The organism is Neobacillus pocheonensis, assembly GCF_050477905.1.
In the GTDB taxonomy this organism is placed as follows: domain Bacteria; phylum Bacillota; class Bacilli; order Bacillales; family Cytobacillaceae; genus Neobacillus; species Neobacillus pocheonensis_A.
The window spans coordinates 14,794-39,493 of sequence record NZ_JBCNAD010000040.1; the positions used below are offsets into that span (position 1 = coordinate 14,794).

The window sequence follows — 24,700 nt, forward strand, 5'->3', positions numbered from 1 at the left end:
GAAAGTGCATTCCAAAAGATAAAAGTAGCCATTTAGTTGTGAAAAAAATTACGCCCGATATTTTTTATAGATGACTCTTTTCCAGTGAATTTCAAGAAGAAAGAATTTTCAAAGAGACACTATGGGTAGGTCCCAGGTGTCTTTTTGTATCTACAAATCTGTTTTTGAATGGAGTTAATTCCTGCCACAAGAACATTCCCCATGGTCCTTAGTCAATGAAAATAGGCTTTTAAATCAGTTACAATACCCATCCCAATTACATAATTTGAAGAGAGGACTTTAGGTATTGGTGGATATATCTGTAAGCCTTTTGTTTGTTCATCATGATGTCTCTGTCCCTTTTTCATGTGGCCGGCATGTCATGCCGATTTTATATACTATACGGAGGTATGAAAATGAATCCTTGGCAAAACGAACTTCAAATGTTGAATGTTGGTGATTTCCAGGCGAGCGAAGCTGTTCCGTTTGACTTAAACCAGTACTATATTGATCAGGCACGTCAATTCGGTGGCCTTGGCGGTGTCGGCGGTGTCGGTGGTGTCGGTGGTATCGGTGGTGTCGGTGGTGTAGGCGGTTTTCATCGCTGTTCTAGTTGCTTTAGATGTTCTAGCTGCTTTAGCTGTTCTAGCTGCTTTAGCTGTTCTAGCTGCTTTAGTTGTTCTAGCTGCTTTAGTTGTTTTAGTTGTTTTCATTGCGGAGGTCATCGCTGTGGCGGCTGCGGCCGATGCGGCGGCCACCGTTGCGGCGGTTAAAAGCTCTAGTTTTGGAATAATTAAGTGGTCCCCCCATGTAAAGAGAACGCCCCTGCCTGAGTTTTTGCAGGGGCGTTCTGTATTTGATAGACATATGGGACAACTGGAGGTACATAGGATGATAGTGATGAATTGAAGCAGATTTGAGGATCATTGCAGCTAAGGAGGAACGATATGACAAGTTTGAACCCTTCTATGCGTCTGAAAGTAAAAAGAGACACATTTTATCTCCTTGATTCTAACAATGGTGTGTATTTTCGGAACAACATAAGCTCGTTCCGTATGGAAGGCAGCTCGATTAATCAGTGGGTTGAAAAGCTGATTCCGATGTTCAACGGAGAGTACACGCTGGAGAATTTAACAGACGGATTACCGGGCCCATACAGGGAACGGGTGTATGAAATTGCGGAAGTGCTATATCGAAATGGGTTTGTCAGCGATGTAAGCAATGACCATCCTCATCAATTGGAGGATCACTTGATTAAAAAGTACGGTCCTCAAATTGAATTTGTGAACAGTTTTGTCGATTCGGGGGCATACCGTTTTCAATCCTACCGGCAGGCCAAAGTGCTGGCAGTTGGATCGGGTCCTTTTTTTAGTTCGTTAGTTGCATCATTGCTGGAATCGGGTTTGCCTAAGTTTAAAATGCTAATCACGGATAAAAAAACGACCAATAGACGGCGGATAATGGAACTAGCAGAGCATGCTCGTAAAACAGATCAGGAGGTGGAAGTGGAGGAAATTGCATTTGAGGAGAATGGGGTTAGATTTTGGAGGGAAATCATCCAATCATTTGATGCCGTTTTGTATGTGTCAGAGGAAGGCGATCTGGAGGAACTGCGACTTCTTCATTCGGTTTGCCTTGAAGAAAAGAAGATTTTTCTCCCCTCTATTTGCTTAGAAAAGGTCGGGATAGCGGGGCCGCTAGTACATCCGGACTCTGACGTGTGCTGGGAGTCTGCGTGGAGGCGATTGCACCATTCTGTGCTTATGAAAGACAGGCAAATAGCTGGATTCTCTTCCAAGGCGGGAGCGATGTTGGCAAATGTAATTGTATTTGAATTGTTTAAAGAGATTACTGGGGTGACCAAATCAAAACAAAATAATGATTTCTTCCTGCTTGATTTGGATACGATGGAAGGAAAATGGCATTCGTTCTTTCCTCATCCACTGGTGACTGGACGAAAATCCGCTAAATGGGTGGAGGATACCGAGATACTGGCAGAACATGGCTTGAGAAAAGGTGAGCCAAGTGAATTGCTTCTTTACTTCCACCAGTTGACATCAGAGGAATCAGGAATTTTTCATATTTGGGAAGAGGGGGATTTAATGCAACTTCCGTTGGCTCAATGCCGCGTCCAAGCTGTTAATCCATTGTCGGAGGGACCTGCCGGATTACTGCAAGAAATAGTCTGTACAGGATTAACACACGAGGATGCAAGAAGAGAGGCGGGGCTTGCTGGGATTGAATCATATGTGTCTCAAATGGTCGATTTGATTGTTCCAACACTATCATCACATGCAGCTGGTAATAGTTTGATAGAATCACAAGAATTCGTCGGCATTGGTGCAGGGGAAACAGTGGCGGAAAGTGTATATCGCGGGTTGCAAAAGTGTTTGGAAGAGGAACTGAGCAAGCAGCATCTTGGTAAAAAGAATTCTGTCACTCGAGTGCAGGTAAGTAATCTGGAAGATGAAAGGTGCAGGTTTTATTTACAGTCATTGACTACGATGCAGGGTGAGCCAATAATCGGATTGGGCAAGGAAATTTCGGGTTTCCCTGTGGTTTGGGTTGGAACGAATGAAGGATGGTATCGCAGTGTTGACTTGAATATAACGCTGGCTTTACGGAAGGCGTTACAACTCGCTGTTTTTGGAGTTCAAAACCAATCATCATTCAGCACTAAACTTCCAATGGAGCTTAGGTCAGTCCATCTCGAGGACAAGGAGCCGCGGACTCTTGATATACCTGCATATAATGAGTGGATTAAAGCTGATACACTTAAGTCCGCATTAGAAGTCCTAGAACGTAACGATAAGCGGCCTTTGGTCATTGAACTAGAACTTGAATCTTTTTTGAAAGAGAAACTAGCAGGGATGTTTGGGGTAGTGCTTAAGGGGGAGGAATCCAGGTGATCCCAGTCGTATTGGTTGTCGGAGAAGGGGTGCTGGCGGACCGTGTATGCGGAGAATTATTCGCCCATTACCATGTAGTACGCCAAACCCAATTTGGGGCATTTATACCGAAAAAAATGGATTTAGCTCTGGTGTTGCAGGATGTCTGGAGTCCCTCTGACCATCAAAAGGCAGAAGAGGTTTTTAGGCGAAGCGGCACTCCGTGGCTGCGAGGCTTCGTTTCATTTGGAGAGGGTATAGTCGGGCCGCTTGTTCAACCGGGGAAACCGGGGTGCTCTCATTGTTCGGATATACGGCGTTACATGGCAATGGCAGGACGCGATCGGAAAGAGATGCGGGAGATGCATGGGAGGCTGAAGGAGGACGGCGGAATACAGCAGGATGCATGGGCATCTCATTCAGGGCTTTTGCAGCTGGCACATTTCATTGGGGCGGAAGTAGACCGAATTTTGCAAGGTAATGAGGCCCGCTCGGAAAGCCAGATAGGTTTAATTAATTTGAAAACTTTAACGAGTTCATGGCACACCTTCCTTCCTGTCCCATTGTGTCCGGTTTGCAGCGGTGTACCAGACGATACGGAGGAGGCTGCCCGCATTTCATTGCAGCCAAGTCCGAAGGTCAGTGCTGACAGTTACCGCAGCCGATCGTTGGAGGAGCTGAAGAAGGTGCTGGTTAAAGATTATCTGGATCATCGAACCGGCTTGTTAAATGAAAAAATGGTTTATCTCGTACCGCCATTTGCCGATGTCAGTGTCAATCTGCCTTTGCTGCAAGGGGATGAGGGAACGGCAGGACGAACCAATTCGTATGAAGTAAGTGAGTTAACCGCCATTTTGGAAGGACTAGAGCGGTACTGCGGACTAGAACCCCGCGGGAAACGTACTTTAGTCTTCGATAGTCTTATGAATTTGAAAGATAAAGCACTCGATCCCATCAAAGTGGGTGTGCATGCAAAGGAACAGTATGAGCGGAGTGAATTTCCATTCCAAGCTTTTAATCCTGAACGACCAATGAATTGGGTTTGGGGTTATTCATTTTTGGAAGAGCGTCCCATTCTTGTACCCGAACTGCTTGCATATTACAGTTTGGGATGTGGGCAACATGAATTTGTCTATGAAACTTCAAACGGCTGCGCGTTAGGCGGAAGCATGGAGGAGGCCATTTTCTACGGAATTATGGAAGTGGTGGAGCGTGACTCATTCCTGATGACCTGGTACGCGCAGTTGCCCCTGCCTCTTCTTGACCCTTTATCGGCAGATGATCAAGAATTGCAGTTGATGATCGAACGAATGCGGGCAGTTGCGGGATATGATCTGTATTTGTATAACTCGACCATGGAGCATGGAATTCCAAGCATTTTTGCCATTGCGAAAAACAGGAAGAATAAGGGGTTGAATCTCATCTGTGCGGCTGGAGCACATCTCGACCCGGTGCGTGCGGTTAAAAGTGCCGTTCATGAGTTGGCCGGCATGATGTTGACTCTTGATGAGAAATTTGAGACGAACCGAGAGAAATATCTAACAATGTTGCAAGATGCATTTCTGGTGCAACAAATGGATGATCATGGCATGCTAAACGGTTTGCCGCAGGCAGAGGAGCGCTTTGAGTTTTTACTGGATGATAATCGCCCATTGCGGACATTTGCTGAGGAGTTCAATTGGAGGTCTAATCATACGGATCTTACCGAAGATCTGAAGGATATTCTTCAAGTATTTCGCCGACTGAAACTTGATGTGATTGTGGTTGACCAGACGACACCTGAATTGAAACGGAACGGATTGTTTTGCGTAAAAGTGCTGATTCCGGGGATGCTGCCGATGACTTTCGGACATCACCTTACCCGCGTAAGGGGTTTGGAGCGGGTGCTGAAGGTCCCAGTGGAACTCGGATATTCGAAACAACCTCTGACAGTCGATCAGCTCAATCCACATCCGCATCCGTTTCCATAAGTGGTGGCTAGGATAATCAATTTAGATGAATTTCTGTATAATCTTCATTCTGACATTGATAAGGCAAGCGTTCCAAACTGGCAGGTAGTTTAGGAGGATGCACCGATTCCTTATAAGCTCTACAGTATAAGTAGTAATTATATTATTTTAGCAAAAGCCTTGCTGATTAACCCGGTGAGGTTTTTGTTATAATGGAAACAGAGAATATTTGGAAAACTAACTATAGAAAATGGCTGCTGATCGTTATAAGGAGAGATTGATATATGTATGAACTAAAAACAAAAGAAACGGAAAACAGTGTTATTGAGTTTATTGAGAAAGTTGATAGCCTTAAGAAACGGGAAGACGCTTATAAACTTTTAGATATTTTTACGGAAACAACAGGTTATCCAGCGAAGATGTGGGGACCGAGTATTGTAGAGGTCTTAAAAGAGTTAATTAACCAATCTGTTTTGTTTTTGAATAAAACCTATCCCAATCAATAATAAAGGAGATAAATTGAATGTCAGGTACTATAAGAGAAAATATAAAGCCGGGAATCAAAGTACGGGTTGTCCAAAAACAAGACCAACGGACAGGGAAATTAATAGAAGGGATTGTCTCAAAATTACTAACCAAGTCTGCAAAAAGGCTGGTGACTATTATTTCACCAGTCTTTTCTGTTATGATTTCTTAGTAGGCCTTTGTACAGTTTTAATAAGTACAATGTTATCATAATCAAATTTGGAAAGTGTGTTTAAAGTATGAATACGCCAGATGAACTTACAACGGCAGATTTTAATTTGAAAGAACTCGATCATTCTGCCCTTTCTCAAGACATTCATTCATTTTTTAATTGTTTAGATAAAGATGGGGAATCACGCTTGCCGCAGCGTGCTTATCTTGCAACCCGGCATGCCATCCGACAACTGCGGCTCCCTCCAGGACAAACCGTATTAGAGAGGGAAATGGCTGACATCTTAGGGATGAGCAGAACTCCAGTCCGTGAGGCGCTCGTGCGTTTAGAGATGGAGGGATGGGTACGGCTCATACCGCGCCGCGGGTTTGTGGTAGCACCCATTGTAGCGGATGATCTCCAACATATTTATGAAGTGGTAGAAGCGCTTGATGGAATTGCTGGCAGCCTGGCTGCAAAGCGTGCCACTTCTGTAGAATTAGACGAGCTTGATCGTTTGATTGAGGAGCAGGAAAAAGCACTAGAATCGGATGATCTACTTGCATGGACTGACCTTGATGAGCAATTTCATCAACTCATTGTTGATCTAGCCCAAAATCCACGCCTTAGAGGAGTTATGGATAGTCAATCTGATCAACTATATCGTGCCCGATTATTTACGATTAAACTCAGACCTAAACCAACACGATCCATTATGGACCACAAAGCCATTGTTAGTGTGATGCGGGCAGCAGAACCGGATGCTGCACGATCGATGTTACAATCCCATCGTTATCGAGCCCGCAGTGAAATATTGCAAATTATCCGATCTATTCCTTAAATATTAAAAATACATCCTTTATAAAAGAAAAGGGCTGCAGCGATTTCAAGAAATCCGCTGCAGCCCTTTTTTAGAAAATACTATATTACATAATTACTTAACTTCCCGATATTCTCTACTTCCACAGATACGACGTCACCTGACTTCATTGGACAACTGCCAGATGGAGAACCAGTAGCCAAAACATCACCTGGTTCCAGTGTCATAACCTTTGAAATCCAGCTGATAAGGAAAGGAATAGAAAGGGACATTTGATTCGTATTACCATCTTGAACGACTTTGCCGTTTAACGTTGTCACGATGTGTAAATTAGTCGGATCGATACCTGTCACTATACACGGACCCAACGGCCCAAATGTGTCAAACCCTTTGCCGCGTGTAAACTGAGGATCCTTTTTTGTCAGATCCCTTGCTGTTACGTCATTAAATATCGTGCATCCAAAAACATAATCCAATGCCTCTTCTTCTTTTATGTTTTTGCCTCGTTTCCCAATAACGAGGGCAACTTCCCCTTCCATTTCCACCTGCTTGGTTAAATCGCTTGATGGAAGTATAATATCCCCATGATCTGGAATCAAGGAAGATGCCGGCTTTAAAAACAAAAACGGTTCCTTGAGATTGGCTTTTCCCCCGGTCTCTTTTGCATGTGCAGCATATGTCCAGCCGAAATTAACCACTTTTGAAGGGGCAACAGGTTCCAAAATTTTCACATCGCTATATTTAACCCTTATACCATCATATTTTAGTTCGTTGTTTAAAACTTCCATAAAAGTACTGGATAACTGTAAAATTTTATCATCTTCAACAATTCCGTAATATATTTCACCGTTATCATTTTGATAGCGAACGATCGTTTGTGTTTTTTGTAGTACCTGCATAACCATACCACACCAACTCCATCAATAGATAAAATAATCACATCTAAGAGATATCTTGTATTGAAGCACTTACTTAATGAATCTGACCTGTTGGCTGATTAATTCATATTGTTCGTCTTTCTTTTTATTGAACTCCACCTTATTTTCTTCATAAATGTTATGTCCTTCTGTATCAATAGATACAATCAGTGGACCAAATTCATTCACTTCACATACCCAAAGAGATTCGGGCATTCCAAGGTCTTTCCAGTGTACCTCACTGATTTGTTCCACCTTTGTTGCTGCATATACAGCATTTCCGGCTGGAAAAACGAGGTGCAGTGCTTTATGAGTCTTGCATCCTTCTTCGGTGTTCTTCCCCATTCCGCCTTTTCCGACGATGAGTTTAACACCTGTTTCCTCGATAAATTCCTTTTCAAACTTTTCCATTCTCATACTGGTTGTAGGGCCAATAGAGACAATCTCATATTGTTCATTTCCAAGATCTCTGACAATGGGACCGGCATGGAAAATAGCTTTACCTCTAAGGTCAACAGGTAATGGAATTTTTTCTTCAATGAGTCTTCTGTGGGCAACGTCCCTGCAAGTAACAATTGTTCCGGTGAGATAGATGATATCTCCGATGCGGATATCCTTCAGATCTTCATCTTTGATAGGTGTAGTTAATACTTTCTTGCTCATAGTGTTACCCCCTCGTGAGTACTAATTTCATAGTTCAAATTACGGTCAAAGGTGATCAATCCTCTTCTATGAGACCAGCATCCTGTATTAACGGCAACTCCAATAGTAGAAGGATGTCTTGCTGTATTCACAACATTTACACCCATGACGGATTTAGATCCCTTAAGTCCTTGAGGTCCAAGGCCAATAGCGTTAATTCCATCCTCGAGAAGCTTTTCCATCTTAGCAGCATTTTCATTTTCATTATGACTTCCAACAGGTCGCATAAGGGCTAATTTTGAATTTAAGGCAGCTGTTTCAACAGAAGTACCGACGCCAACACCTACAAGAAGTGGTGGGCAAGCATTAAGTCCATAACTTGTCATGCGGTCCAGTACAAACTTTACGACACCTTCATAGCCTTCGCCGGGCATTAGGACCGTTGCTACTCCAGGAAGGGTACATCCGCCTCCGGCCATATAAGTATAGATTTCTACTTTGTCACTGTCTTCTTCGATTTCCCAAAAGATACTAGGTGTACCGTTCCCAATGTTCTTTCCTGTATTGTATTCATCAAATGTCTCTACAGAATTGTGACGCAAAGGGGTTTCTTTCGTTGACTTATACACACATTCTCTTAAAATACTATCCAACTGCCCAATCAAAGGGAAGTTCTGTCCACACTTTACAAAAAACTGAAGGACACCTGTATCCTGACAGGAAGGTCTCTTTAACTCAAAGGCGAGCTTCTGGTTATCAAACATAGTTTTGTAGATGATTTTTGCAAGAGGATTATTTTCCTCTTCGCTAAGTTCTTTCAGTTTATTTTCCACATCATCAGGAAGTTTGTAGCTGACGAGGGATACAAACTTTGCCATTAAATCAATCATCTTTTCTTTTTGCTGTATTTTTTCCATAGTAGCTTTCATATGTAACTCTCCTTTTCTATTCTTTTTGTTTCGTTATTGTGAGAATGTGTCTTGTACGTTTATTATTACTCAATGTATACATTAACGTCAATATGTATTCTGGAAATTAAAATTGCAGTTTTACCAAAAGTATTTTAAAAACCCTTAATATACTGTTTTTTTATGTGTATTTTGTGTCTGGTTATGTGTGGTGAAATGAAAAATTAAAAAATGCGTTGACTTTAATGTATACGTTAAGTAATAATTGCTGTAAGGGTTTTCAACTAGAAAATGAAACGAACATGCAATGGAGGGAGGTAAACAAATGTCTGGCAACCATATTTTTCGTATAGAAACCATCCCATGAAACTGGTAGGGTGATAGTAGAAGAGAGTTTTTAATGGATTAATCTGATAAATTATCAAAATATTAATTAATGACAGAATTTTAATATGTGGAAATAGGTTTGAATGAGTATATTTTGGGGGGACTTTTAATGAGCGTTAACCTGCAAGAATTGAAAGCGATTACTAAAAAAACCAATGTACGCTATTTGACCTTGGCTATATTATTTATCACGACCGCAGTTAACTATATAGACCGTTCGGCGCTAAGTGTTGCAGCCCCTGTAATGAACAAAGATCTACAATTGGATGCAGTGACAATGGGAATCGCTTTCTCTGCATTCAACTGGGCCTATGCTTTCCTGCAAATACCAGGTGGATGGTTATTGGATCGGTTTGGGGCCCGTATTGTTTATGGAGTTGGGTTGTTTGTATGGTCATTGTTTACTTTTTTTCAAGGATGGGCTAGCGGATTTCTTATGTTATTCATCCTTAGATTTTTAGTAGGGGTTGCTGAGGCGCCTTCGTTTCCTGGGAATAGCAGATTGACTGCCATGTGGTTTCCTCAGAATGAACGAGGCAGGGCAGTATCCGTGTATAATTCCGCTCAATTTTTTGGAATTGCTTTGTTTACGCCTGTAATGGCTTGGCTTTTACAGAGTTATAGCTGGCATATGGTTTTTTATGTTGCAGGGGCGGCTGGAATTGTTGTGTCGCTATTTTGGTTTAAGAATATCCATGAGCCGAAAAAACACCCAAAAGCTAATCAGGCTGAAATTAACTATATCCTGGATGGCGGAGGCTTGGCGAATGCAGGGGATAAACCGATTAAGATCAGGTGGGCCCACGTAAAACTGCTATTGACCAACCGACAAATGATCGGAATCTATATTGCTCAATTTTCCCTTAATACGATTCTTTGGTTCTTCTTAACCTGGTTCCCTACATACCTTGTTCAAGAAAAACATATGTCCATGCTCAAGGTTGGATTTATGGCTTCGATCCCATATGCAGGGGCCTTTTTAGGAGGGATCGTTGGTGGATATATATCCGATTACTTGTTAAAGCGTGGAAAGTCCCTCGGTGCAGCACGTAAAACGCCGATTATAATCGGATTCCTTTTTTCGAGTGTTGTTGTCTTGGCTAACTATACTTCATCTGCGGCGCTCATCATGCTGATCATGTCGGTTTCTTTTTTCGCCAAAGGAATGGCTGGTGCAACCTGGACGCTTGTTGGCGATATGTCTCCAAAAGAACTCATTGGACTCAACGGTGGGATCTTTAATACAGCGGGTAACTTGGCCGGAATCGTGATTCCTATTGTTGTCGGATATATTTTGAGTACAACACATTCCTTTAGTGCCGCCTTATTCTTTATTGGCGGGGTATTGTTAATCGGAGCATTATCTTACATCTTCATCGTGAATAAAGTAGAACGGATTGAATTACCCCCTGAATTGAGAGAAGATAAGCAGCCTCTTTTAAAAGTACAAGCATAACGAACAAAATTTAATCAGCCTAAAATATGCAAGTTGTAATATCACTTGCGTATTTTAGGTTTTTTTACATTAAGGTTCTGTTAAACGATATTGTTGTTTTTTTATACTCTGTTGATTGGAGTGGAAGGCGCTCGACTCCTGCGGGAGTACGGGGCAGGGGAGACCCCACAGGCGCAAAGCGCCGAGGAGGCTCCCCGGCACGCCCGCGGAAAGCGAGCGCCTGGAGCGTAAATCAACAGCCAAATTTATCAGAGCCTACATTCAAAAAGCATTTTGTTAAAAGTATAGTTGAAAATTTTTCCTTATATGGTAACTAAAATTGCCTGTGTTTTAGATATAATAGAGATACTAAGTGCAGTTTTCTGAAAAGGGGATGGGGTTATATGTTAGTTAGAGAACTAACAGAAGATGATTTCTTAGAGTCAATGAAACTATCAATGTATGCCTTTCAATATAAGGTTCCGGAATCAGAAATACCAGTTAGAAAAGAAGGGGTAAAAAACCATAAGATTTTAGGGATATGGGATGACGATACTCTGGCTGCCAAACTTCATATTATCCCATTTAATGTTGTCATGAACGATGCTGAATGGAAAATGGGGGGAATCGCAGGAGTCGCTACATACCCGGAATATAGACGAAACGGTTATGTTAAATCACTCATTATTGATTCATTAAAACAAATGCGGGATAGCGATCAAATTGTATCGCTTTTACATCCATTTGATTTCTCTTTTTATCGGAAATTTGGTTGGGAGATATTAAGTGAAAAGAAAAAAATCACGATTGAAAAAATGGACCTTAAGTTCCTCGAAACGCAGCAAGGATCTATAAGAAGATATTCAAAAGAAACCCATAATGACGAGATCGAAAAGATTTACCAACAATTTTGCTCACAATATACAGGAATGTTAAAACGCGAGACAAATTGGTGGAAACAGAACGTATACCATAAAGATTCGCAGCTTGCTGTCTATTATAATTCCGAAATCGAGGCTAAGGGCTATATTCTATACAAGGTAAAGGAAAGTAAAATGGAGGTGCAGGAGCTGGTTGCACTTGACCATGAAGCGAGAAAAGGGCTATGGAATTTCATTTGCCAGCATGACTCGATGGTTGAAACCGTGACGATGAATCTTGCAAGTCAGGACCCATTTCCTTATTTTCTGCCGCAGCCCAAGGTGAAAACAGAGGTATACCCTTATTTCATGGCTAGGATCGTTGATGCTGAGGAATGTTTGCGGAGATTCCCATTTTTACATGAAGAGGACTCTCTATTTCTGCATCTTGAAGACGAGCATGCACCTTGGAATAATGGGAGCTATTTACTAGGAAAGGGAGAAATAAAGGTATTTAAAGAAAAAACCGGAGGCCAATGTGTTCATCCTCCCAAAAAAGGCATTCGTTTAAATATCAATTCCCTTTCGGCGATTCTTTTTGGTTACAAACGACCAATGGAGCTTTATGAGATGGGATACTTGAATGGATCCAAGGCAGAGATGGAACTTTTTGAAAAGAAGGTCCCAGCATTGAAATCGACGTTTTTTGATTTCTTTTAGCAGGGAAATGTATTTTCACTGGAATGGTTAGCGATACCTGATTTTTTACATCAAGTTTTGCATTGCTTGATAAAGAGTATGGGCTAGATGGTTATAATGGAATAAGGATAATTATAAATGAAGGAAGTGCAAAAAGATGGATTTCCAATCAGTCATGCAGGAACTGGAAGCACTCGGCAAGGAACGAATGAAAAAGATGTACATAAGCAATGGTGCACACGAGCCGGTTTTTGGCGTGGCTACCGGTGCAATGAAGCCGATGGCAAAGAAAATCAAGAAAAATCAGCCTTTAGCGGAAGAGCTTTACGCCACCGGGAACTACGATGCCATGTATTTTGCCGGCGTCATTGCGGACCCAATGGCAATGACGGAGGCAGATTTTGACCGTTGGATCGATGCTGCGTATTTTTACATGCTGTCCGATTATGTGGTTGCCGTCACTTTGTCTGAAACCAATATTGCGCAAGATGTTGCGGATAAATGGATTGCAAGCGGTGAAGAACTTAGAATGTCCGCAGGCTGGAGCTGCTATTGCTGGCTTTTGGGTAATCGTAAGGATAGTGAATTTAGTGCAAGCAAGATTTCTAGTATGCTTGATCAGGTAGAAAATACGATACACCATTCTCCTGATCGAACAAAATCCGCTATGAATAATTTTATTTACTCAGTTGGGATTCACTATTTGCCACTCCATGATAAGGCGGTTGAAACCGCAAAGGCAGTAGGACCAGTCGAAATCAAGCGGGAAAAGAAAAAAAGCAGTGTTCTGCTTGCTTCCGATACTATTCAAAAGGAAATAGAAAGAGGGAGGCTTGGTTTCAAACGCAAATATGTCAGGTGTTAGCATAATTGAAGCCAAGGGATGGTTTTAGTGAATGACATTAACCACAATCAAAAACCGTGAGAACCGTCCCTCTGGTTCTTTCTCTCAGGGAAATGGTAGAATTATCTATATATGATCAAAGGGGAAATGATATGAGAACTTTTCAAGAAAAATTAAAGAAATATGCTGCTCTGGCAGTTGAAATCGGGGCAAATGTTCAAAAGGGGCAAATTTTATTTATATCTGCTTCTATCGAAAGTTACGAGTTTGTTAAATTAATAACCAAAAGAGCTTATGAACTCGGGGCAAGCGAGGTAATTTATGAATGGAATGATGACGCTTTAACCCGAATGAAATATGAATCGGCATCCGATGAGGTTTTTACCGATTTCCCAGCATACCGTGTTATGCAGCGTGAAGAGCTAGCTGAAAAGAATGCTGCATTTATCATGATTGATTCAAGAAACCCAGATTTATTAAATGGAATTGATCCAGAGCGTATCTCGAATTTTAATAAAGCATCAGGTACAGCACTTAATAAGTTTCGGACTTATATGCTGAATGATAAAATTGCCTGGACGATTGTCGCCTATCCTTGTCAGGATTGGGCAGATAAAGTGTTCCCGAATATTGACAAAACGGAACGAATCAATGCCCTGTGGGATGCTATTTTTTCTGCGACGAGAATCGACCATGAGGATACCATTGGTGCATGGAAAGAACATATAGCAGATCTTGATAGTAAAGCTAATTATTTAAATTCCCGAAAATACAAATCCCTCCATTACCGCGCCCCTGGCACCGATTTAACCGTCGAACTGCCAGAAAAACATAAATGGGTGAGTGCAGGAAATCATAATGAAAAAGGGACACTATTTATTGCGAATATGCCTACAGAAGAGGTGTTCACTTCTCCTAATAAATACGGCGTAAACGGCACCGTTACTAGTACAAAGCCGTTAAGTTACGCTGGAAAACTAATCGAGAACTTTAGCTTAACATTTAAAGAAGGTAAAGTCGTAGATTTTACCTGTGAAAACGGGTACGACACGCTTAAACAATTAATTGAAACAGATGAAGGTAGTCGGTATCTTGGGGAAATAGCTCTCGTTCCGCACCGTTCGCCAATTTCACAGTCAAACACGATTTTTTATAACACGCTTTTTGATGAAAATGCGTCAAATCACTTAGCAATCGGCGAAGGATTTCCGTTTTGTTTAGAAGAAGGAAAATCGATGTCAAAAGATGAACTTAGGAACATCGGGTTGAATGAAAGTTTGACACATGTAGATTTTATGATTGGCTCAAGTGAAATGGATATTGACGGGATGCTTCCTGACGGAAGAGTCGAACCCATTTTTCGAAATGGAAACTGGGCATTTTAAAAAGTCACCATTGGTGACTTTTTGTGTTCTTTATGGTCCATAAGAATTTTGGTTTTCTGGCGGATATTCCTTTACCTTCTCTCTTAGTTGTCTTTCATCAGGCGGATTGTCGCTGATACATTGAAAAAGTGGCAATATGATGTGGTAGAAGTGACCCATTTTGACTAGGTGCTAACGGAATTTGAACACACCTCGTTCTATTAGATATTAATCTTCCGGTTTTTGATGGATACTACTGGTGCCAGCAAATACGCGCTTGTTCCAAGGTACCGATTATCTAGCTGGCTTCAGCAAATGAAGCCAGCCGTTCATTTAATTATTTTCCCCATAAGGGTCTATCGTTTGAATCGTTCCGTCATCGTTATATTTCAGTTCAGTATATTTTACTGAACGTTTATGGTCGACGCCATCTGATAACGAGCAATCGTGATAAAACAAATACCACTTATCCTTAAACTGGACAATAGAATGATGGGTGGTCCAGCCAATAACAGGTGTGAGGATCGTTCCTTTGAACACAAATGGACCTTGTGGATTTTCACTTACTGCATAAACAATTTTATGAGTTGTCCCCGTAGAATAGGAAAGATAGTAAAGACCATTGTATTTATGAACCCATGGTCCTTCGAAATATCTCCGGTCTTCGTCACTAGCAAGAATCGGATTTCCGTGTTCATCCACAATGGAGATTTCCTGCGGTTCGCTTTTAAAAGTCAGCATATCATCGCTTAATTCAGCTACTCTTGGCCCCAATGCCGGTTCTGTAGGAGCTGGACCTTCGGCTTCTGGGGTAAACGTTCCTGTTTGCCATTTTTCCAGCTGTCCTCCCCATAGGCCGCCAAAATAAACATAGGCTCTTTCATCATCATCGACTAACACAGCCGGGTCAATACTGAAGCTGCCTGGTATGTAATTTTCCTCTGGTGTAAAAGGTCCTGCAGGATTCGGGCTTGTTGCGACACCAATTCGGAAAATGCCATCTGTATCTCTTGCCGGGAAGTATAGATAATACGTGTTATTTTTGTATGCTGTGTCAGGAGCCCAAAGCTGTTTGCTTGCCCAAGTAATATCTCTTAAATGAAGAGCTTCTCCGTGGTCTACACAGGGTGCGTCTACATCATCCATGGATAAAACATGGTAATCTTCCATTGCATATTGGTCGCCATTATCGTTTGAAGTCCCATCATGATCAAGGTCATGAGAAGGGTAAATATAAAGCTTACCTTCAAAGACATGTGCAGATGGGTCTGCCGTAAAGATGTGGGTAACTAAAGGCTTATTCGGTTTTGAGTTTCTTTCCATAATATCTCTCCATTATCCAGAATAGTTACTTACAAATTTATTATAACTGAAGCTCGTGAACTTTGTATATCCATTCAACTAACTTTTTTGTTGGAGTTTTTAATAAACTATTTACAGTGAATTGACGACATAGAGATGGAATAGAACAGGTTCGGTGAATCCAAGCTCGTCTTCATGCGGACAAAAATAGTCAAAAGAAAACAGAAGTTGTCCACATAGAGCATTTTTAAAAAAGACATTTTTTCGAAAACAGCATTAATAAGAACCCTCCCTGCCTTCTTTTAAACGCAGGGAGGGTGACATCAGGACAGTTATGAAGTTTTGGATTCTTCTTTTATAAAGTTCTCGACAACAAAAGCTGATACACCTAGCACGGTAGAATGTTTTTCAAGCTTGCAAAAATCCAATCGTAATTCATTTAGATGATGTGAGAGTGTATGATTCTTAATAGTCGTTCGGATTGGCTGCTCAATCCATTCCTTAGCTAATGCTAATCGGTTTCCAATGATCACTTGGTCAGGGTTAAACGTATTAATAATGTTATTAATACCATACCCAAGATATCGGCCGATGTCTGCAAAAAGAGCCTTTGCTGCTTCATCACCATGCCCTGCCCGGTTTATTAATGACTCAAGAGTATCCGTGTTTTGGCCAGCCGTCTTCAGCAGGGCAGATTCAGATGCGTATGCTTCCCAGCATCCTTTGCTGCCACAGTTACATCGCTTTCCATTGAGATCAATGATCATATGCCCCATTTCACCTGAAAATCCATCTCTGCCTTGATATAACACTTTGTTTAAAATAATCCCTACACCGATACCAATTCCACCACTAATGTAAATAATGTTTTGATAGTCTTGACCTGCACCAAACTGTTGTTCACCAAAAGCCCCTGCATTGGCCTCATTTTCAATAATGACAGGAACCTGGTATAACTGCTCGAGATCCATTTTTAACGGAATGTTTTTCCATCCCAAGTTAGGAGCGAGAAGCACGGAACCTTCTTTGTTTACAATCCCAGGCACACCTACACCGATACCTACAATGCCATATCTGCTGCTAGGCATCTGATCCATAAGAGATTGAATCATTTTCTTCACAATGCTCATGATATCTGAATAAAGGGTTTGGTTAACTGATTGATTTTTTTCGATCAGAATATTGCCCTTTAAATCTGTCAATACACATAGCACATAGTTAACTCCGATATCAATCCCGATCGCATATCCGGCAACTTTATTAAAATGAAGTATAACAGGGCGCCTGCCGCCGCTTGATTCACCAGGGCCTGATTCATATAAAAGCTCTTCCTCTAATAGTTCATTTACTAAAGAAGAAACGGTTGCCTTATGTAAGCCGGATACTTGGGCGATGTCCGCTCTTGAAATCGGTTCTTTTCCCATTATTAATTGCAATACAAGTGCTTTATTATTTTTTTTCACAACTTGTTGATTCCAGGTCATTGTTTCCACTATTATAAACTCCTTATTTGGTAGTAGATATATTTTATCATAAACTTAGTTTATTGGATATACAAACAAACAATTAGATGTTATAATCAACTTAGTTTATTGAATGTACAAACATTGCGAGGAGGGAGATAGTTGAAAAGGGTTCAATGGGGAGTCATAAGCACGGCAGATATCGCTCAAACACAGGTGATTCCAGCGATTTTACGCTCAGACTATGGTGAACTAGCGGCGATTGCCAGCAGGGGTGACAAAGCAAAGGATATTGCGGACAGATTTTCAATCCCTTATTATTATGATTCCTATAAAAAGTTACTTATGAATGAAGAAATTGAAGCCGTTTACATTCCGCTTCCTAATCATTTACATAAGCAATGGGTGATCGAAGCAGCCATGCATGGGAAGCACGTCCTTGTCGAAAAACCTGCTGCCTTAACCGCTGAGGAGACAAAAGAAATGGTGGACTGCTGCCGCGAGAATAATGTGAAATTCATGGAAGCATTTATGTATCAATTTCATCCTCAACATACTAGAGTTCGAGAAATAATATCATCGGGTGAAATTGGCGAGATCAAGTTTATGCGGGCCGGTTTTTCTTATTTCTTAAATGATAGGGAATCCAATATCCGGATGAACCAGGAAATGGGCGGCGGCAGTATTTATGATATCGGCTGTTACTGCATCCATGCTATTCGCAGCATCACGGGATCTGAACCTGTCAGAGTGGAAGCATTTGCCGAACTTGATCCTCAAACGGGAATCGATCGATCCGCGATTGTCTATATGAAGCTGGAAAATGGAGTAAACAGTGTGTTTGATTGCAGTTTTGATATGTCTTTTAGACAGGAATATGAAATTGTTGGAACAAAGGGCAGGATTACGGTACCTGCTGCCTACCGTCCTGATGTGGCCGGTAATGTTGGAAGAATTTATATTCAATCGGACCAGGGAAATCGCTCTGAATGTGTTAACGGTGACCAATATAAAATGCAAATCAACCGTTTTTCACAAGCGATTTTACAAGGCAATCAACCTTCTTATTCAGCCGAAAATACGCTTCAAAATATGCGTGTGATTGACTCTTGTTACCAATCGATTGAAAGCAGAACGGTTGTAACGTTAGTTAAAAAGTAAATTAATATAGAAAATTTTTGGAGAGCAGGTGATTAAATTGGTTAAGAATATGTTTTTCAATGCACATCATTCACCAATCGGGGCATTTTCAAGCTTTACGCTGGGGTTCTATGGAAACGGAGGCGGTTTGGATTTAGAGCTGGGCCGTTCACCGCGGAAAAATGTCTACGTAGGTGTGGAATCTTTAGAACAAGAAGGCATATACAATGCCCTTCCGTTCTTTGAGGTGGCGGATGATGAAAGCAGGCGCTATGACATTGAAAATATGGATCCAAACCCTGATAAACCGAAGATTATCCTGCCATACAAGAGGGAACAAATCCAACGGGATTTTCAATTAGGAACAGACTCTTGGAAGGCTGGCGATTTAACCTTTACGATTTATTCTCAAGTTCAATCTGTCCCGGAACCTTCATCGGCAACAGACGAGGAATTGCAGAAGGTTTTAATACCTGCTGTTTGGGCTGAACTGACAATTGATAACACAAAAGGAGCCAGAAGCCGCCGTGCTTTCTTTGGGTACCAAGGGAGTGATCCGTACAGTTCAATGCGCCGTTTAGATGATAAGTGTGATGGCATTGCTGGTATTGGCCAGGGACGTTTGACCGCGATTACCACAAATGATCCTGAAGTGAAATCTGCATTGCACTTTAGTTTGGAAAATATTTTAACAACGCCATTTGAGGAGAACTGGACATTCGGATTAGGACCGCTTGGTGCACTTGTGATGGATGTTCCAGCTGGCCAAACACGGACCTATCATTTTGCGATTTGTTTCCACCGAGGCGGATATGTGACGGCTGGATTGGATTCTTCCTATTTTTACACCAGATATTTCCGTAATATCGAATCGGTAGCCGAATATGCACTAGAAAATTTTGAAGAGTTTACGAATCGTGCTAGACAATCTAATAAATTAGTAGAAAAAGAGGATTTGTCTGAAGATCAAAAGTTTATGATGATTCATTCGATTCGAAGTTATTATGGGTCCACGCAATTATTGGATGCCGCTGGTGAACCTTTCTGGGTCGTAAATGAAGGGGAATACCGGATGATGAACACTTTTGATCTCACGGTTGACCAAATCTTCTTTGAATTAAAAATGAATCCATGGACTGTGAAAAATGAGTTAGATATGTTTGTAAGCCGTTTTAGCTACGAGGATAAAGTTCGTTTTCCGGGAGATGAGGAAGAATATCCAGGCGGAATCAGTTTTACCCATGATATGGGGGTAGCGAATACGGTTTCCAGGCCACATTATTCTTCCTATGAACTGTACGGTTTAGACGGATGTTTCTCGCACATGACTTACGAACAGTTAGTAAACTGGGTGTTATGCGCGTCCGTTTATGTGGAACAAACAGGAGACCAGCAGTGGTTAGAAGTTAATTTGGATATTTTCGTCCGCTGTTTTGAAAGCATGCTGAATCGTGATCATCCTGAAGCAGATAAGCGTGATGGAATTATGGGGCTCGATTCAACACGTGTCATGGGCGGAGCAGAAATCACCACCTATGATAGTTTAGATGTTTCGCTTGGACAGGCAAGAAATAATATTTATCTAGCAGGCAAGACATGGGCATCGTATGTAGCATTAGAGAAGATTTTCAGAGAAAACGGCCTTGACGGCCTTTCAAAAGAGGCCGGCGTTCAAGCGGACAAATGTGCAGCGACGATTGTTTCGCACGTTACTCCTGGGGGCTATATCCCGGCTGTTGTCAAGGAAGGAAATGATTCGAAAATCATCCCTGCTATTGAGGGATTAATTTTCCCGTACTTTACAAATAACCAGGATGCATTAGATCCTAATGGCCGTTTTGGAGCCTATATTAAAGCTTTAAAAACGCATTTGGAAACGGTATTAACGGAAGGAGTCTGCCTGTTTGAAGATGGGGGATGGAAAATTTCCTCTACAAGCAATAACTCATGGTTAAGTAAAATTTACCTGTCTCAGTTTATTGCCCGAAAGATTCTTGGCTGGGAGTGGGATGAAAAGGGAGCAAAGGCAGATGTAGCCCATTTGGCATGGCTGACACACCCAACTTTATCAGTTTGGAGCTGGAGCGATCAAATTATCTCTGGTGAAATTGCTGGAAGTAAGTATTATCCACGTGGAGTCACCAGCATCTTATGGCTTGAAGAGAGTAAAAAATCCACACCCTTAAATAAGGCCGCACTAAAGGCTTAATGAAGGGGTAAAGGCTGTCTCAGCCAAATCAGACAGCCTTTAAAATATTTTATATAATCTTAGTTTATCCAATAGACAAACAAAGTTTAGAGTGCTATAATTTGATTCAACAAGGGTTACAGATTAAGAGATGTGCAGTCGTTTGTAAGCAGTTACATATTTAATCTGAAACCAAAAACCACTAGGAGGCATAACCCATGGCATATTTCGAAACGGTAAACAAAATTCAATTTGAAGGCGCTTCATCAAAAAATCCATTGTCATTTAAATACTATAATCCTGAAGAAAAAATAAACGGCAAAACCATGGAAGAAATTCTTCGTTTCTCCGTAGCATACTGGCACACTTTTACTGCTGACGGTACTGATCCTTTTGGTGTGGGTACAGCCATCCGTCCTTGGGACAATTTAAAAGGATTAGACCTGGCAAAGGCGCGTGTGGAAGCGGCATTTGAACTTTTTGAAAAATTAAATGTACCTTTCTTCGCCTTCCACGATGTGGATATTGCACCTGAAGGAAGCTCGTTAAAAGAAACAAACGAAAACCAAGATGTTATCGTGGCAATGATTAAGGAATATATGAAAACAAGCAAATCGAAATTGCTTTGGAACACGGCGAATATGTTCTCGAACCCTCGTTATGTTCATGGTGCCGCGACTTCTCCTAATGCAGACGTGTTTGCTTACTCTGCTGCCAAAGTGAAAAAAGGCTTAGAGGTAGCAAAAGAGCTTGGTGCGGAAAACTATGTATTCTGGGGCGGCCGCGAGGGCTATGAAACTCTTCTTAACACAGATATGAAACTTGAACAGGACAACTTGGCACGCTTCTTCCATATGGCAGTAGACTATGCCAAAGAAATTGGCTTAAATGTTCCATTCTTAATTGAGCCAAAACCAAAAGAGCCTACGAAGCACCAATACGATTTCGATGTGGCCACTGGCCTTGCGTTCTTGCAAAAATATGATTTAACCGATTACTTCAAGTTTAATATCGAAGCTAATCACGCTACACTTGCTGGCCATACTTTCGAGCACGAGTTAAGAACGGCACGTATTAACGGCATGCTTGGATCGGTTGATGCGAACCAAGGTGATACACTGCTTGGCTGGGATACAGATGAATTCCCAACTGACTTGTATACAAATACACTAGCGATGTATGAAATACTGAAAAACGGCGGATTAGGAAAAGGCGGCTTGAACTTCGACGCAAAGGTTCGCAGAGGATCATTTGAACCAGAAGATCTATTCCATGCACACATCGCTGGTATGGATGCATTTGCTATCGGTCTAAAAGTAGCAAACAAATTAATTGAAGATAAAGTACTCGATAGCTTTATCGAAGAACGCTACAGCAGTTATACAAATGGCATCGGTCTAGAAATCGTAGAAGGAAGAACCAACTTCCGTGAACTTGAAGAGTATGCCCTGCAATTAACAGAAATTAAGAATTCTTCAGGAAGAACAGAACGTCTTAAGGCTTCAATTAACCAATATTTATTAGAAACTCTTTCAAGTGTAACAGTTTAATTATAATTATGAAAAAAGAGCTGGCAGCCCATTACTCCAGCACTTTTTTTAGAAAAGGATGATACAGATGAAATACGTAATTGGTGTTGACCTCGGAACGAGTGCTGTAAAGATTTTATTGGTCAATCAGAATGGCGAAGTGTGCAAAGAAGTATCAAAATCCTATCCTCTTATTATTGAAAAATCGGGTTACAGTGAACAAAACCCAGAGGAATGGGTAGAAAAAACCACTGCAGGTTTGGCCGAGCTAATCGAGCAATTCGATGGCGATGTAAACGACATCGAGGGCATCAGCTTCTCGGGGCAGATGCATGGCCTTGTCTTATTAGATCAGGACAATCAAGTCCTGCGGAACGCTATTTTATGGAATGACACGAGAACAACGAAACAATGTCAGGAAATCTACGAAGTTGTTGGCAAACAGCTATTATTGGATATCACCAAAAACCCTGCATTAGAAGGCTTTACCTTGCCAAAAATTCTTTGGGTGAAACAAGAGGAGCCTGAAATTCTTGAACGGGCGAGTCTTTTTATGCTTCCAAAGGATTATCTTCGTTACCGGATTACGGGAAATATACATATGGAATATTCTGATGCGTCAGGAACCTTGCTGCTAAACGTGGCAAAACGTGAATGGAGCAGTGAGGTTCTGGAACGATTTGGTCTTTCCGCTGAATTCTGTCCTCCATTAGTAGAATCTCATGCCTTCGTTGGGACCATCACGGCTCTATTTGCCCAGGCAACTGGATTATCCGAAGTAACCAAAGTATTTGCAGGCGGTGCGGATAATGCCTGTGGCGCCATTGGTTCAGGGATTCTTTTTGAAGGCAAAACGTTATGCAGCATCGGCACTTCAGGAGTCGTTCTTTCTTATGAAGAAAGAAATGACCTGGATTTTGAAGGGAAGGTTCACTACTTTAATCACAGCGAAGAAAATGCTTACTATACAATGGGGGTAACCCTGGCAGCGGGTTACAGTCTAAGCTGGTTTAAAGATACATTCGCCAGCGCTGAAGCCTTTGATCAGTTCTTAGAAGGTGTTGAGGATGTACCGGCAGGAAGCAATGGATTACTATTCACTCCTTATTTAGTAGGGGAGAGAACTCCTCATGCAGATTCAAATATTCGCGGAAGCTTTATTGGCATTGATGCAGCACATGAGCGGAAGCATTTTGCCCGGTCTGTACTCGAGGGAATCACCTTCTCCTTAAATGAATCAATCGAGATCTTTAGAAACAGTGGTAAGACCATTGATTCCATTATTTCGATCGGCGGCGGCGCAAAAAACGAAACATGGCTGCAAATGCAGGCAGATATTTTTAATGCAAAAATTGAAAAGCTTACAAGTGAACAAGGACCTGGAATGGGAGCGGCTATGTTAGCGGCATATGGCTGCGGCTGGTACACGTCCTTAAAAGAATGTGCTCAAGTATTTATTCAAACTGCCAAAACCTATTACCCTGTTCCAGAAAATGTGGAAACTTACAAGAAACTATTTACCCTCTATCAACAAGTTTATTCACAAACAAAGGAACTAAATGAGCAATTACGGGCATTTAGAAAGTAACAAATGAAGCCACTCAAGCTGCTCCAGCTTGGGGGCTTTATGTACCATTTGTTTTTGATCCTGATTACAATGTAAAACCAGCTTATTGGGCAATTATCGACCATAAATAGGATAAAAAAATCAACTCTGAGGTTTTGGAGTTGATTTTTTTAAATTTCCTTTATCTTAGGAAAGAAATCAGAAGCTAATTTTACTAAAACTCATTTTCAAAATGTTTGGTTGTATCAGTGTAAGATTTCCAAGTCTGGAGGTTTTGGTTTTAAGGGGTTGCTTTAGCAATCCCTTTTCTTCATATTCACTAACGGGTGCTAGAATTAACGAATAGTTGTTATTTTGGCGGCATTTCTTATTGTGGTGTAAAGCAGGATATCGTAACATATTATTACTCGACAATAAATAATAGTATTTTTTTGGAAGGATACTCTATGCAGATTTTTTTGTTTTTGAAAGGAATACTAATTGGTTTTTCTATTGCTGCTCCTGTGGGACCAATTGGTGTACTGGTCATTAAAAGAACGTTAAGTCAGGGGAGAATTTATGGAATTGTGTCAGGAGTTGGGGCAGCGAGTGCGGATGCTGTATACGGTCTAATTGCGGGGCTTGGTTTGACCTTTATTACGAATTTTTTTATAGGACAACAGTTTTGGTTTCATTTAGTTGGGGGAGCTTTCCTCTGTTATTTAGGAATAAAAATAGCTATATCAGAAGCATCAGAGAACCCGGCGCGAGTGCAAGGTCAGCATTTATTTGGTGCTTATTCCTCAGTCTTTCTCCTTACTTTGACAAACCCTATTACGATCCTATCTTTTGTTGGCATTTTCTCAGGAATAGGACTCACTCAAGCTAGTGAAGGTTCAGTGGTAACATTGGTTTTAGGTGTATTTATAGGTTCAGGAATTTGGTGGCTATTACTATGTTTTGTTGTGGGACTTTTTAGGGAAGTTCTCAAAAAACCAATCTTAATATGGATAAACCGATTGTCGGGTCTTATTATTTTCTTATTTGGGATATATTCTTTTTGGGGTTTATAGTGCATTTTTCCGGATTGAAGCTAAAAAGTAGCTGCAGATTACTGTAATTAAAGAGGTGGAAATCCACCTCTTTTTATTGGTGTGCCAGGCA

19 protein-coding genes and 2 pseudogenes are annotated in these 24,700 nt (G+C 41.2%); 16 read left to right on the forward strand and 5 right to left on the reverse strand.

Going from position 1 to position 24,700, the window contains the following annotated elements; all coding sequences use genetic code 11:
• The first annotated feature begins 395 nt into the window (after window positions 1-395).
• The 6 genes and pseudogenes from ABES02_RS21480 (at window position 396) to ABES02_RS21505 (ending at window position 6,333) form a co-directional block, all read left to right on the forward strand.
• A complete protein-coding gene (locus ABES02_RS21480) occupies window positions 396-752 on the forward strand; it encodes a heterocycloanthracin/sonorensin family bacteriocin (protein ID WP_430139446.1) in 357 nt (118 codons plus the stop codon).
• Window positions 753-926: 174 nt separating this feature from the next.
• Window positions 927-2,888, forward strand: a complete 1,962-nt coding sequence (locus tag ABES02_RS21485; protein ID WP_430139448.1) for a putative thiazole-containing bacteriocin maturation protein — start codon at window positions 927-929, stop codon at window positions 2,886-2,888.
• Window positions 2,885-4,837, forward strand: coding sequence for a TOMM precursor leader peptide-binding protein (locus ABES02_RS21490; protein WP_430139450.1), 1,953 nt, complete (start codon window positions 2,885-2,887; stop codon window positions 4,835-4,837). Before ABES02_RS21485 ends, ABES02_RS21490 begins: the two co-directional genes overlap by 4 nt.
• A 263-nt stretch (window positions 4,838-5,100) precedes the next feature.
• Window positions 5,101-5,256 (forward strand): annotated as a pseudogene (locus ABES02_RS21495) (DUF1801 domain-containing protein); the annotation flags it as partial.
• 83 nt (window positions 5,257-5,339) lie between these two features.
• Window positions 5,340-5,513, forward strand: coding sequence for a DUF2196 domain-containing protein (locus ABES02_RS21500; RefSeq protein ID WP_430139452.1), 174 nt, complete (start codon window positions 5,340-5,342; stop codon window positions 5,511-5,513).
• Between the two features lie 67 nt (window positions 5,514-5,580).
• Window positions 5,581-6,333 (forward strand): GntR family transcriptional regulator, encoded by a 753-nt coding sequence (locus tag ABES02_RS21505; RefSeq protein ID WP_430139454.1) that lies wholly within the window; start codon window positions 5,581-5,583, stop codon window positions 6,331-6,333.
• Window positions 6,334-6,413: 80 nt separating this feature from the next.
• On the opposite strand, the gene ABES02_RS21510 is transcribed toward ABES02_RS21505, so the two are convergent.
• The 3 genes from ABES02_RS21510 to ttdA form a co-directional block, all read right to left on the reverse strand.
• Window positions 6,414-7,217: a fumarylacetoacetate hydrolase family protein gene (locus ABES02_RS21510; protein WP_430139456.1), complete on the reverse strand. Its 804-nt coding sequence runs from the start codon at window positions 7,215-7,217 to the stop codon at window positions 6,414-6,416.
• A gap of 63 nt (window positions 7,218-7,280) precedes the next feature.
• A complete protein-coding gene (gene ttdB, locus ABES02_RS21515; protein WP_430139458.1) occupies window positions 7,281-7,892 on the reverse strand; it encodes a L(+)-tartrate dehydratase subunit beta in 612 nt (203 codons plus the stop codon).
• The gene (gene ttdA, locus ABES02_RS21520) at window positions 7,889-8,800 is read right to left on the reverse strand and encodes a L(+)-tartrate dehydratase subunit alpha (protein ID WP_430139460.1); all 912 of its coding nucleotides are present in this window, start codon (window positions 8,798-8,800) and stop codon (window positions 7,889-7,891) included. The genes ttdB and ttdA overlap by 4 nt, the downstream gene beginning before the upstream one ends.
• Before the next feature lie 475 nt (window positions 8,801-9,275).
• Here ttdA and ABES02_RS21525 point away from each other — a divergent pair, with 475 nt between their 5' ends.
• The 5 genes and pseudogenes from ABES02_RS21525 to ABES02_RS21545 form a co-directional block, all read left to right on the forward strand.
• Window positions 9,276-10,622: an MFS transporter gene (locus tag ABES02_RS21525; protein ID WP_430139461.1), complete on the forward strand. Its 1,347-nt coding sequence runs from the start codon at window positions 9,276-9,278 to the stop codon at window positions 10,620-10,622.
• Window positions 10,623-11,005: 383 nt separating this feature from the next.
• Complete coding sequence (locus ABES02_RS21530) at window positions 11,006-12,181, forward strand: GNAT family N-acetyltransferase (RefSeq protein WP_430139463.1); 1,176 nt, start codon at window positions 11,006-11,008, stop codon at window positions 12,179-12,181.
• Window positions 12,182-12,317: 136 nt separating this feature from the next.
• Window positions 12,318-13,025, forward strand: coding sequence for a DNA alkylation repair protein (locus tag ABES02_RS21535; protein WP_430139465.1), 708 nt, complete (start codon window positions 12,318-12,320; stop codon window positions 13,023-13,025).
• 131 nt (window positions 13,026-13,156) lie between these two features.
• The gene (locus ABES02_RS21540) at window positions 13,157-14,389 is read left to right on the forward strand and encodes an aminopeptidase (protein WP_430139467.1); all 1,233 of its coding nucleotides are present in this window, start codon (window positions 13,157-13,159) and stop codon (window positions 14,387-14,389) included.
• A 188-nt stretch (window positions 14,390-14,577) separates the two neighbouring features.
• Window positions 14,578-14,667: pseudogene (locus ABES02_RS21545) on the forward strand (DNA-binding response regulator); the annotation flags it as partial.
• 34 nt (window positions 14,668-14,701) lie between these two features.
• On the opposite strand, the gene ABES02_RS21550 reads toward ABES02_RS21545, so the two are convergent.
• Together ABES02_RS21550 and ABES02_RS21555 are read right to left on the reverse strand one after the other, a co-directional pair.
• Window positions 14,702-15,691, reverse strand: coding sequence for a glycoside hydrolase family 43 protein (locus tag ABES02_RS21550; protein WP_430139469.1), 990 nt, complete (start codon window positions 15,689-15,691; stop codon window positions 14,702-14,704).
• Window positions 15,692-16,002: 311 nt separating this feature from the next.
• Window positions 16,003-17,154 (reverse strand): ROK family protein, encoded by a 1,152-nt coding sequence (locus tag ABES02_RS21555; RefSeq protein ID WP_430139481.1) that lies wholly within the window; start codon window positions 17,152-17,154, stop codon window positions 16,003-16,005.
• 141 nt (window positions 17,155-17,295) lie between these two features.
• Here ABES02_RS21555 and ABES02_RS21560 point away from each other — a divergent pair, with 141 nt between their 5' ends.
• The 5 genes from ABES02_RS21560 (at window position 17,296) to ABES02_RS21580 (ending at window position 24,609) form a co-directional block, all read left to right on the forward strand.
• Entirely contained in the window at window positions 17,296-18,294 is a 999-nt protein-coding gene (locus tag ABES02_RS21560) for a Gfo/Idh/MocA family protein (RefSeq protein ID WP_430139471.1), read from the forward strand.
• Window positions 18,295-18,331: 37 nt separating this feature from the next.
• Window positions 18,332-20,482, forward strand: a complete 2,151-nt coding sequence (locus ABES02_RS21565) for a glycoside hydrolase family 52 protein (RefSeq protein ID WP_430139473.1) — start codon at window positions 18,332-18,334, stop codon at window positions 20,480-20,482.
• 197 nt (window positions 20,483-20,679) lie between these two features.
• The gene (gene xylA / locus ABES02_RS21570; protein ID WP_430139475.1) at window positions 20,680-22,011 is read left to right on the forward strand and encodes a xylose isomerase; all 1,332 of its coding nucleotides are present in this window, start codon (window positions 20,680-20,682) and stop codon (window positions 22,009-22,011) included.
• 67 nt (window positions 22,012-22,078) lie between these two features.
• Window positions 22,079-23,578 (forward strand): xylulokinase, encoded by a 1,500-nt coding sequence (gene xylB, locus ABES02_RS21575; RefSeq protein ID WP_430139477.1) that lies wholly within the window; start codon window positions 22,079-22,081, stop codon window positions 23,576-23,578.
• Between the two features lie 425 nt (window positions 23,579-24,003).
• Window positions 24,004-24,609, forward strand: a complete 606-nt coding sequence (locus tag ABES02_RS21580; protein ID WP_430139479.1) for a LysE/ArgO family amino acid transporter — start codon at window positions 24,004-24,006, stop codon at window positions 24,607-24,609.
• The last annotated feature ends 91 nt before the right edge of the window (window positions 24,610-24,700 follow it).